At 72.2% G+C, this 10,784-nt stretch carries 9 protein-coding genes; 5 read left to right on the top strand and 4 right to left on the bottom strand.

The genetic code is table 11. From position 1 onward, the window contains the following. The first annotated feature begins 119 nt into the window (after positions 1–119). Positions 120–1,421, top strand: a complete 1,302-nt coding sequence (locus G495_RS0114065) for a phenylacetate--CoA ligase family protein (protein WP_028588315.1) — start codon at positions 120–122, stop codon at positions 1,419–1,421. A 101-nt stretch (positions 1,422–1,522) separates the two neighbouring features. On the opposite strand, the gene budA is transcribed toward G495_RS0114065, so the two are convergent. The 4 genes from budA to G495_RS20595 form a co-directional block, all read right to left on the bottom strand. Next, positions 1,523–2,338, bottom strand: a complete 816-nt coding sequence (gene budA, locus G495_RS0114060; RefSeq protein ID WP_028588314.1) for an acetolactate decarboxylase — start codon at positions 2,336–2,338, stop codon at positions 1,523–1,525. A 227-nt stretch (positions 2,339–2,565) separates the two neighbouring features. Beyond that, positions 2,566–2,796, bottom strand: a complete 231-nt coding sequence (locus G495_RS22075; RefSeq protein ID WP_028588313.1) for a hypothetical protein — start codon at positions 2,794–2,796, stop codon at positions 2,566–2,568. Positions 2,797–3,021: 225 nt separating this feature from the next. Continuing rightward, positions 3,022–4,491: a sigma-54-dependent transcriptional regulator gene (locus G495_RS0114050; RefSeq protein ID WP_028588312.1), complete on the bottom strand. Its 1,470-nt coding sequence runs from the start codon at positions 4,489–4,491 to the stop codon at positions 3,022–3,024. Between the two features lie 21 nt (positions 4,492–4,512). Further along, positions 4,513–5,667, bottom strand: coding sequence for a sensor histidine kinase (locus G495_RS20595; RefSeq protein WP_028588311.1), 1,155 nt, complete (start codon positions 5,665–5,667; stop codon positions 4,513–4,515). Positions 5,668–5,874: 207 nt separating this feature from the next. Between G495_RS20595 and G495_RS0114040 the strand changes: the two genes are divergently transcribed. The 4 genes from G495_RS0114040 to G495_RS0114025 form a co-directional block, all read left to right on the top strand. Then, a complete protein-coding gene (locus G495_RS0114040) occupies positions 5,875–6,213 on the top strand; it encodes a hypothetical protein (protein ID WP_028588310.1) in 339 nt (112 codons plus the stop codon). Between the two features lie 234 nt (positions 6,214–6,447). After that, positions 6,448–7,995, top strand: a complete 1,548-nt coding sequence (locus G495_RS0114035; RefSeq protein WP_028588309.1) for a DUF4139 domain-containing protein — start codon at positions 6,448–6,450, stop codon at positions 7,993–7,995. Positions 7,996–8,087: 92 nt separating this feature from the next. After that, positions 8,088–9,482 (top strand): sigma-54-dependent transcriptional regulator, encoded by a 1,395-nt coding sequence (locus G495_RS0114030; protein WP_028588308.1) that lies wholly within the window; start codon positions 8,088–8,090, stop codon positions 9,480–9,482. 205 nt (positions 9,483–9,687) lie between these two features. Next, a partial coding sequence (locus G495_RS0114025; RefSeq protein WP_169734398.1) for a methyl-accepting chemotaxis protein occupies positions 9,688–10,784 on the top strand: 1,097 nt, incomplete at its 3' end.

Raw genomic sequence — 10,784 nt, 5'->3', positions numbered from 1 at the left:
GCTTGCGCGCCGGGAGAGGGGGCGGGGGGAACCCCGTTTTCGGCGCTTGGGGAAAAGGGGGTTCCCCCCGCCCCCTCTCCCGGCGCGCAAGCACAGGACGAAACGAAGGAGCAGCGACCATGTACTTCGACGCCGAATATGAGTGTATGTCGCGCCAGGCGCTGGAGCAGGTGCAGCTTGAGCGCTTGCAGTCCACGCTGTACCGCATCTCGCGCAACGTGCCGTTCTACCGCAAGAAGTTCGAGGCCATGGGCCTGGACACCGGCGACGTGCGCGACCTGGCCGACCTGCGCAGGCTGCCCTTCACCACCAAGGACGACCTGCGGCTGAACTACCCCTACGGCATGTTCGCGGTGCCCATGCGCGAGGTGGTGCGCCTGCACGCCTCCAGCGGCACCACGGGCAAGGCCGTGGTGGTGGGCTACACGAAGAACGACGTGCGCCGCTGGGCGCGGCTGGCCGCGCGGGTGCTCACGGCGGGCGGCGTCACCAAGGACGACGTGGTTCAGATCGCCTTCGGCTACGGGCTGTTCACGGGCGGCTTCGGGTTCCACTACGGAGCCGAGCTGCTGGGCGCCTCGGTGGTGCCCAGCTCCCACGGCAACACCCAGCGCCAGATCCAGATCATCCAGGACTACAAGACCACGGCCCTGGTCTGCACCCCGGGCTACGCCCAGTATCTGGCCAAGCGCATGGGCGACGCGGGCGTCAACGTCAACGCCCTGACCCTGCGCCACGGGCTGTTCGGCGGCGAAACCTGGAGCGAGGCCATGCGTACGGCCATCCAGGACGGGCTGAAGGTCACGGCCACGGACAACTACGGCCTGTCGGAGATCATGGGCCCCGGCGTGGCCGGGGAATGCCTGGAACGCAACGGCCTGCACCTGAACGAGGACCATTTCCTGGCCGAGATCGTGGACCCGCAGACCCTGGAGCCCGTGGCCGAGGGCGAGGTCGGCGAGCTGGTGCTGACCACGCTGACCAAGGAAGCCTTCCCCATGCTGCGCCTGCGCACGGGCGACCTGACGCGCTTCCTGCCCGGGGACTGCCCCTGCGGGCGCACCCACCGCAGGCTGGACCGCATCCAGGGCCGCACCGACGACATGTTCACCCTCAAGGGCGTGAACGTGTATCCCCGCCAGGTGGAGAACGTGCTGGCCACCATCGAGGGCATCGACCCCTGCTTCCAGATCGTGCTGGAGCGCGAGGACGGGCTGGACCGGGGCACCGTGCTTGTGGAGGCGGGCACCGACGAGTTCTTCGACGAGATCAAGAAGCACCAGATGCTGTGCGCCGAGATCCACCGCCGCCTGGAGTCCGTGCTGGGCGTGGGCTTTGCCGTGCGCATCGTGGAGCGCGCCAGCCTGTTCGACGGCCAGGCCTGCAAGACCCGCCGCGTGGTGGACAAGCGCACCATCTAGGGCGGGCAAAAACGGGAGCGCGCAAATGCACGAGGCCGCGCATCCTTCGGGATGCGCGGCCTCGGTGCGTTCGGGGCGGGGCCCGGGGGCCCGGGGCCGGGCTACTGCTCCACGCGCTTGAGCTCGGCCTCGCGGTCCGGGGCGAGGTCCACGGCGGCGAAGGCGGGGGTGGCGGGCAGGGCCAGGGTCAGGGCGGTGGTGGTGTCCAGCTCGAAGGTCACGGGCCCGGCGAAGCGCACGTCGAGCATGTGCCCGCCCGCGTCGCGCGCGGCGTTCAGGTAGTGCAGGTGGAAGCCGGGCACCCCGGCGGCCTTGGCGAAGGGCGGACCGTAGAAGCCCACGATATCGCCGCTGGTGGCAGGGAGGGTGAACTCGGGCTGGGAGGCCGCGACCGCCTTGAGGGGCGGATAGGGCTCGGCCTGGCGCGGGACGCTGCGCGTGCGCACCAGCTCGAAGGCGCCCTGGGCGCGCACGGCGTAGAACATGTTCGGGCTGGGCAGCGCGGCGGTGAGGCGTGCGGCCAGCTCGGCCAGGGAGCCGACGCCCTCCAGGGTCACGCTGAAATCGGCCTCGAAGGGCGTGACCTGGGCAAAGGGCGTGGTCTCGTCGGCGGGCACGGGCGTGGCCTTGCCGTCGGCGCGCACGCGCCAGACCGCGCCGTCCAGCACGACCATTTCGCCGTCCAGGGCGTCGAAGGTGCCCAGGCCCAGGTCGCCGTGGCGCAGCAGTTCGGCCATGGGCACGGCGCCCTGGTAGACCCCCGCCAGCAGTGCGTCGATGGTGGACACCTGCCACAGCGTGTCGCGCCCGGGGTCGGCCTCCCCGGCGCGGACCACGGCGGCGGAGGCCAGCACGGCCAGCATGTACAGGGCGATGCCCAGCAGGATCTTGGCGATGAGACGGACGCGTTTGCTCACTCGGCACCCCTCGGGTTTGTGAAATCGGCGTCTTTCTACCAGCCCTCGGCCCAAAAGGGAAGCGGCGCGTGCCGCCTCCTCCCCCCCGGGGGCAAAGGAAGAACCGCCTTCCGGGGGGGGTGGAAGGCGGTTCGGGGGGGGACGAGGGGGCGGTTGCTTGGGGGGGGGCGCCCCCTCGGAAGGCTCCGGCAGCTGCGCAGGAGATGCCGCCGGAGCCGAATATGGCGCTAGCAGGCCTCGACGCGCTGGGCCTCGTCGCACTGTCCGCAACGGGTCTCCACAAGCTCGAAGCCCTTGAGCAGCGGCGCCAGATACAGCCACTGGCGGGCGCTGCATTCCGGACATTCCTCGGCCACATGCACGGTCCAGCAGACGGTGCACAGGCGGGCGGCCTCCAGGGCGATGCCTTCGTTGGACGCCTTGCGGGCAAGATGGAAAATGGTGTCGGCGGTCGTCATGGTCGTTCCCTCCGCCTCTCTTCTAACAAGACCCGTGCCAAAACTGCCCGCCCCTGGTGCGGAAGGCTTTTCATCAAAAAATCAACGCATTGCGCCAGGCGCTCGTGGCAGCGGCATCGCCTGGCCTGTATTTCCTCGCCCGAAACGTCCAATCCGGGAGGACTTGTCTAGTTTGAATGGATAGAGTCCATGCGGGCAAGACGGCCAGCCCTGTGCCGGGCCGGGTCAGCGCCTGCTCAGGCCATGCTTTTGCAGGATCTGGTACAGCCGGGCCCGGGAGACCCCGGCTTCGGCGCAGCAGCGGCGCACGTCGCCGCCCGTGCGGCGCAGCAGGCGGCTGAAATACTCGCGCTCGGCGGCGCCGACCACGGCCTCGCGGTAGTCGGCCCAGGAGCCGTCCGCGTCGGCCTGCGGCGGGGCCGGGGCCGCCGGGGCCGGGCCGGGCTGCGCCCCGCCCCGCCCCAGCCCCGGGGCCGGAGCCGAAGCCGGAGCCAGGGGCAGGGACGGCCCGTCGCGGTTGACCAGGGTCCGCGCGTAGCTCACGCGCACCTCGTCGGGCAGGTGCTTCAGGTAGAGCACGCTCTCGGGCCCGGCGGCGGCCAGGGAGCGCTCCAGGCACTGCACCAGCTCGCGCACATTGCCCGGCCAGGGGTAGGCCGTGAGGGCCTCCATGAACTCCGGGGAGAAATCCTTGCGCCCGAAGCGCCCGCCAGCGGCCAGCTTTTCCATGTGCAGCGCCACGATCTCGGGGATGTCCTCGCTGCGCTCGCGCAGGGCGGGCAGCTCGATGCTGAAGGAGCGGATGCGGAAGAGCAGGTCCTTGCGGAACTCGCCGCGCTCGACCATGGCTTCGAGCTGGCGGTTGGTGGCCGCCACGAGGCGGAAATCGCTGCTCTGCTCGGTCTTGGAGCCCACGGGGCGGAAGGTGCGGTCCTCCAGCACGCGCAGAAACGCCCGCTGCATGGAAAACGGCAGCTCGCCCACCTCGTCCAGGAACAGCGTGCCCCCGTGGGCCAGGGCCACCAGGCCTTCGCGGGCCTTGTCCGCCCCGGTGAAGGCGCCCTTGACGTGGCCGAAGAGGATGGACTCCACCAGGGTTTCGGGCAGCGACGCGCAGTCCACCACCACGAAGGGCTGGGCCGCACGCGGGCTGTTGGCGTGGATGGCCCGCGCGAACAGCTCCTTGCCGGTGCCCGTTTCGCCGGTGATGAGCACGCTGGCGCCGGACTCCCCGGCCAGGGCCACGGTGTGCATCAGCGCGCGCATCAGCCCGCTGGACCCGGCGATGCCCTTGCGCAGGATGGTGCGGTCGTCGCGCCGGGCGCGCTTGTCCTCGCGGTAGCGCACGGCCCGGGCCAGGGGCGCGCTCACCGCCGCCAGGTCCAGGGGCTTGGCCACGAAGTCCCACGCGCCCTCGCGCATGGCCCGCTCGGCCACCTGGGCGTCGCCCGCCCCGGTGATGACGATGACCTCGGGCCTGCCCGGCGAGTCCAGCAGCCGGGGCAGGATGTCCAGCCCCGTGCCGTCGGGCAGGTACACGTCCTGGAAGACCACGTCGTAGGGCCGGGCCTCGGCCTCGGCCAGCCCCTGGGCCAGGCTGCCCGCCATGGCGCAGCGGTGGCCCTGCTCCTGCACCATGTCGCACAGCATTTCGCGGACCATGTGGTCGTCGTCGATGATCAGCACGTTGGCCATGGCGTCATCCTGCCTTGCGGGCTACGCGGCAGCGCGGGGCAGCACGGCCGTGGCCCGCGTGCCCGTGCCGGGTTGCGAATCCAGGGCCAGCCAGCCGCCGTAGCTGCGCACGATGCCCTGCACGATGGCCAGCCCCATGCCCGTGCCCTCGCCCGAGGGCTTGGTGGTGAAGAACGGGTCGCAGGCCCGGCGCAGCACCTCCGGGGCCATGCCCCGGCCCGTGTCGGCGACCTCCAGGGCCACGCCCTGGCCCTGGGCGCCCGGGCCGGGCTCGCCCACCAGGGGCGGCGGGCAGGCCGCGTCCTCCCGGCTCCCCTGGGCGCACAGCCCGAGGCGCACCGTCAGCCGCCCGCCGTCGGCGCGCATGGCGTCCACGGCGTTGACCATCAGGTTCAGCGCCACCTGGTGCAGCTGGGTGGGATCGGCGCGCACCGGGCAGGGGTGGCCGGGCGGCGCGTAGTCCACCTCCACCCCGGCGGGCAGCGTGGCCCGCACCACGTCCAGGGCTTCCTCAAGCACCCCGGCCATGTCCACGGGCTCGCGGTCCGTGGCGGCGGGGCGGCTGAAGTCCAGCAGCAGTTGCACCAGAGAGCGCGCCCGCGCCCCCGCGCGCAGGATGCGGTCGAACATGCGGTGCAGCGGGTCGGCCTCGGGCACCCGGCGCAGGCCCATCTCGGAGTAGCCGATGATGGCCGACAGGATGTTGTTGAAGTCGTGGGCCACGCCGCTGGCCAGGGTGCCCACGGCCTGCATCTTCTCGGCCTGGCGCAGGCGCTCCTCCTGGGCGCGCAGCCTGCGCTCCGTGCGCGCGCGGTACAGCGCCGTCTCCACCGTGATGCGCAGGTGGGTGTGCTCGAAGGGTTTGACCAGATAGCCGTAGGGCGTGGTGGGCTTGACGCGTTCCAGGGTCTCGCGGTCGGTGTAGGCGGTGGAGAAGATGACCGGCACATCGAGCTGCTCGCGGATGGCCGCCGCAGCCTGCGTGCCGTCCATGGCCCCGGCGAGCATGATGTCCATGAGCACCAGGTCCGGGCGCTCGCGCAGGGCGAACGGCACGGCGTCCTCGCCCCGGGGGATGACCGCCAGCACCTCGTAGCCGAAGCCCGCAAGCGCGTGCTCGATCTCCTTGGCGATGATGGCCTCGTCCTCGACGATGAGAATCCTGCCCTCGGACATGGTCCCCCCTTTTCCTGCCCGCGAAGACCGCGCGGCGCGGTGTCCAGCGGGAGTACACACCGCATATCAAAAAACTGGACAAAGGCAAACCCGCAGCACAGAGCGGCCCAACCGGCCCGCCGCCCTTGAGCTCTTGGGCCGGACGCTGTATGAGAGCCCAACGGGCCGCGCCCTGGGGCACGGCCCGCATACAAACCAATGAGGACCATGATGGAAGCGGGACGCACGGCATACGAAGGCTGGATCTACGGCGTGGGCGAGTGGCAGTACAGCAAGATTTCCCGGCTGCTCAAGCGCGCCTTCGAGACCGTTGAATACGTCTATCTGGAAGAAAACACCGGGACCATCCACCTGGCGGGCCCGAGCGCCATGTTCGAGGAGGACGCCGAGAACCTCGTGGCGACCCTCGACCTGCTGGTGGACCAGATCGCGCCCCAGGGCAAGGGCCTCGTGCTGGCCACCACCTGGGACCAGCGCGGCAGCGCCAGCGTCGAGGCCTTCGACCTCAAGGCCGGGAGTTGGGAACGCCGCACGGTGGCCCTCTAGCTGACTGCGGGGAAACTCCCTTCCCCGGGCGGTTCAGGCATGGCGCAATGCCAGGCGTGAAAAAGCCCAAGGCCGGCGCGCAGCACCACAGGCGCGAGGGCCCGGATTCGTGACTGGCGCGGCAGGCCGCCATCGTGGGCGGCCTGCCAGGACGTTGGCCCCTCCGGGGCCGGGAGCCGCGCCGCAGCGGCGGCCCACGCAGCACCGCGCGCTCCGCGCGCAAGGGGAAGAACCATGACCGCGATCGCGTTGCGTCTGGCCGCCGTGGCGGCCCTTGCGGGCCTCGCCCTTGCCCCGTGCCGGGCCGGGGCCGAGGTGGTGTCGGCCATCCTGTACCCCGGCTCGGCCCTGGTGACCGAGGAGCAGACCCTGGCCCTGGACGCCGCCGCAGGCCTGCCCACGGGCGTGCTGACCCTGCCCGCAGGCGCCGACGAAGGCAGCGTGACCATCCAGGCCCGGGGCGGCTCGCCGCTGACCCTGGCCGGGGTGGACGTGCGCCCCGTGCGCCGCACCGACGAGGGGCGCATCCGCGAGGTGCGCGCGGCCCTGGAGCGCGAGGACGCCAAGCGCCAGGCCCTGGCCGACGCCCTGGCCGCCCGCGAGGCCGGGGCCCAGTTCTGGCGCACCCAGGCCGGGGCGCCCCTGGAGCGGCCCGCCGAGGCTCCGGCCCTGGCCGCCGCCCTGCGCCAGGGCCTGGAGGCCGAGCTGGCCGCCGCCTCGGCCCTGCGCCGCGACCTCGCTGCCCAGGAGGCGGTGGTGGCCGACCTGCGCGCCGAGCTGGAGCGCCTGACCGGCGGCGCCGAGATGGTGCTCGAGGTCCGGGCCTCCTTCAACGGCCCGGCCGCCGCCTCGGTGCCCGTACGCCTGAGCTACCGCCTGCGCGACGCGGGCTGGGAGCCCGGCTACGTGCTCGACGCCCGGCCCGCCGAAGGCGTGGTGCGCTTTGCGTGGGACGCCACGGTCTGGCAGGGCTCGGGCCGCGAGTGGAAGAACGTGCCCCTGGCCCTGGCCACCGCCGAATTCCGCACCGGGGCCACCCCGCCGGAGCTGTGGCCCTGGGAGCCCCGGCCCGCCGTGCCCATGGCCAAGGCCGAGCCCGCCGTGCTCATGCGCGCCGCCCCGGCCATGGAGACGGCAAACGACGCCGCCGCTGGCGCCGCCCAGGCCCCGCGCACCCAGGGCGCGGTGTTCGACACCTACGACGCGGGCCGGGCCACCCTGGCCTCGGGCGACCGCGTCCGCCTGCCCATCGCCCGCCAGGACTGGCAGGCCACCTTCGACTATCTGGTGCGGCCCTATGCCGAGCCCCGCGCCTACCTGCGCGCGACCCTCGCCCAGGCCGAGGCGCCGCGCATCCCCTCCGGCCCGGCGGACCTGCTGCTGGAAGGCGCGCTGGTGCAGCGCGTGCCCTTCGAGCTGGCCCGGGCCGAGGCCGAGCTGTTCTTCGGAGCCGACCCGCAACTGGCCGTGACCCTGCGCAGCACGGACCGCAAGTCCGGCGAGGCCGGGCTGTTCGGCGCCCGGGGCCGCCACCGCTGGGCCTGGGCCGTCGAGGTGAAAAACGGCAAGCCCGGCCCGGCGCGCGTGAGCGTGCAGGACCGCCTGCCCCGCCCCGGCGACGAACGCATCAAGCTGGAAAAGACCCTCGGCAAGGACGCCCGGGAAGAGGACGACACCGTGATCTGGGACTTCGAGCTGGCCCCCGGCACGGCCCGGACCGTGGAGTACGGCTACGCCATCACCTGGCCCGGCGACATGGAGCTGGACCTGGGAGGCCGGTAGCCCCGCCCGCGCGGGGCGGCGCGAAACCGCTTCCGCCCCGCCGGGAAGAACTGGTATCATGGCCAGCAGTCACACGCAGGAGCCCGCAGGCCATGGCCAGGATTCTCATCATCGACGACGACGAACCCATCCGCGAGCTGCTGTGCGCCGCCGTGGAGCGCATGGGCCACGAGGCCGAGGCCGCGGCCTGCCTGGGTGAGGCCGCGCGCCTCGTGGCCCGGGCGGACTTCGACGTGCTCTACCTCGACGTGCGCCTGCCCGACGGCGACGGGCTGGCGGCCATGCCCGGCCTGGGGCGGAGCGCCGACCCGCCCGAGGTCATCATCATCACCGGCGAGGGCGACCCCGACGGCGCCGAGCTGGCCACACGCAGCGGCGCCTGGGACTACATCCAGAAGCCCTGCTCCCTGGAACGCATGACCCTGCCCCTGACCCGGGCCCTGCAATACCGCGCGGAAAAGCGGCGCGTGGTGCCCATGGCCCTGCGCCGCGAGGCCATCGTCGGCGCCAGCCCCGGCATCCGCGCCTGTCTGGACCAGGTGGCCCGCGCGGCCTCGAGCCCGGCGGACGTGCTCGTGACAGGCGAAACGGGCACGGGCAAGGAGCTGTTCGCCCGGGCCATCCACGACAACGCCCCCACAGCCCGGGGGCCCTTTGTCATCGTGGACTGCGCGGCCCTGCCCGAAGCGCTGGTGGAAAGCCTGCTCTTCGGCCACGTGCGCGGCGCCTTCACCGGGGCCGAGCAGGCCCGCACCGGGCTGGTGAAACAGGCCGACGGCGGCACGCTGTTCCTGGACGAGGTGGGCGAGCTGCCCCTGCCCGTGCAGGCCAAATTCCTGCGCGTGCTCCAGGAGCGCGCCTTCCGCCCCGTGGGCGGCTGCACCGAGGAGCGCAGCCGCTTCCGGCTGGTGGCGGCCACCAACCGCGACCTGGAGGCCCTGGCCGCGCGCGGGGCCTTCCGGCTCGACCTGCTCTACCGGCTCAAGACCATGGTCCTCGAGTTGCCGCCCCTGCGCCAGCGCCGGGAAGACCTGGGGGCCCTGGTCATGCACCGCCTGGCCGAGCTGGGCAGGCGCCACGGCCAGGGCACCAAGGGCGTGACCCCCGAATTTCTCGAGGCCCTGGGCGCCCACTCCTGGCCGGGCAACGTGCGCGAGCTCTTCAACACCCTGGAGACCGCCGTGGTCGCCGCCCAGGGCGAGCCGACCCTGTTCCCCCGCCACCTGCCGGTGGACCTGCGCGCGCGCATCGCCCGCAAGGCCGCCGGGCGGCGCGGCGAAACCGCCGCCCCCCAAGAGCCAGCGCCGGGCACGGGCTTCCCCTCCTGGCGCGCCTTCCGGGCCCAGGCCGTGGACGAAACCGAGCAGCGCTACTTCGCAGAACTGATGCGCCATGCGGCGGGTGACCGGCGCGTGGCCTGCCGCCTGGCCGGGCTGCGGCCCGCGCGCTTCTATCAGCTCCTGGGCAAACACGGCCTGCTGGGCTAGCCGGGCAACCGGCCCGGGCCGCCGCGCCCCGAACCCGCCAATTGATACTCTATTCCTATATTCTCCTTTGACCTGGCCACAGGAAAGGCTATGGTGTCTGCACCCCTCCCATTCACCTTCGCTTTGCACCAATCCGGGTTACTGCGCCGATGGGCTCGCCCCCGCGCACGAGGAGGAGACGATGTTCAAGAACATGAGGTTGGGGATGAAGCTCGGACTGGGGTTCGCCCTGGTCCTGCTGCTCACGGCCACCGTGGCGGGCCTGAGCTGGAACAGCATGCTCGGCGTCAAGAACAGAAGCGCCAAGGCCGAGGACATGAACGCCATAAACGTCGCCATGTTCAACGCCCGCGTCAGTGCCCTGTACTACTTCCTGGACCATGACCCGGAAATGGCCAAGGGCTTCAACACCCACATGGCCGCCCTGGCCGAAACGGCCAAGGCCACCCGCGCCACCTACAAGATCCCGGCGGACCAGGCCACCGTGGATGCCATCGTTGCCCACGCCCAAACCTACACCGACAACTTCAACACCTACGCCCGTCTCCAGCAGGAGCGGACCACCCTGCTGGGCGGCGTGGTCAGCAGCGCCGGAGAGCTGGAACAAGGCGTGGCCACCCTGCTGGAACGCCTGCGGCCCCAGGCCGGGCGCGGGGAACGCTTCGCCGCCTTCGACGCCGCGACCCGCGTCCAGGCCCGCTTCCTGACCCTGCGCGGGCTGGCCAAGGACTACCTCGCCCGCCCCGGCGAACAGGCCCTGCGGCTGGTGGACGAGGGCTTCGCCGCCCTGCTCACCGAGCAGGACGCCCTGCGCGCGGCCATGCCCGAGGCCGAACGCCAGGCCCTGACGCCCCTGGAGCAGGCCGCCCGAGCCTACCGCGACGGCTTCGCCGCCTACGCCCAGGCCACGGACAGGCAGATCCAGGCCCGCACGGCCATGGCCGCCGCCGCCACGGAACTGATCTCCTCCGCCGAGGCCTTCGGCGCCCGGCAGAACGAGATCATGCGCGAGGGCATGGACGCCGACCTGCGCGTGATCCTCGCTGGCGCCGCCGTGGCCCTGGTCCTCGGCGTTGTCGCCGCGCTGATGATCACCCGGGCCATCACCGGGCCGGTGCGCCAGGGCGTGGGCTTCGCCCAGGCCATCGCCGCGGGCGACCTCACGGCGCGCATCGACGTGAACCAGAAGGACGAGATCGGCCAGCTGGCCGCCGCGCTCCAGGAGATGGTCGCCAAGCTCTCCGAGGTCGTGGGCGAGGTGCAGAGCGCGGGCGAGAACGTGGCCTCGGGCAGCGAGGAGCT

This window comes from Desulfocurvus vexinensis DSM 17965 (assembly GCF_000519125.1).
Classification (GTDB): Bacteria; Desulfobacterota; Desulfovibrionia; order Desulfovibrionales; family Desulfovibrionaceae; genus Desulfocurvus; species Desulfocurvus vexinensis.
Note: the sequence above shows the minus strand (reverse complement) of the source record. Positions and strands in the feature narration are given on the sequence as shown.

Excerpts from the sequence above, each read along its gene's own strand:
- G495_RS22075 (WP_028588313.1), bottom strand. The coding sequence starts at position 2,796 with ATGACGACCGCCGACACCATTTTCCATCTTGCCCGCAAGGCGTCCAAC.
- G495_RS20595 (WP_028588311.1), bottom strand. The coding sequence starts at position 5,667 with ATGTCCGAGGGCAGGATTCTCATCGTCGAGGACGAGGCCATCATCGCC.
- G495_RS0114050 (WP_028588312.1), bottom strand. The coding sequence starts at position 4,491 with ATGGCCAACGTGCTGATCATCGACGACGACCACATGGTCCGCGAAATG.
- G495_RS0114030 (WP_028588308.1), top strand. The coding sequence starts at position 8,088 with ATGGCCAGGATTCTCATCATCGACGACGACGAACCCATCCGCGAGCTG.
- G495_RS0114040 (WP_028588310.1), top strand. The coding sequence starts at position 5,875 with ATGATGGAAGCGGGACGCACGGCATACGAAGGCTGGATCTACGGCGTG.
- G495_RS0114035 (WP_028588309.1), top strand. The coding sequence starts at position 6,448 with ATGACCGCGATCGCGTTGCGTCTGGCCGCCGTGGCGGCCCTTGCGGGC.
- G495_RS0114065 (WP_028588315.1), top strand. The coding sequence starts at position 120 with ATGTACTTCGACGCCGAATATGAGTGTATGTCGCGCCAGGCGCTGGAG.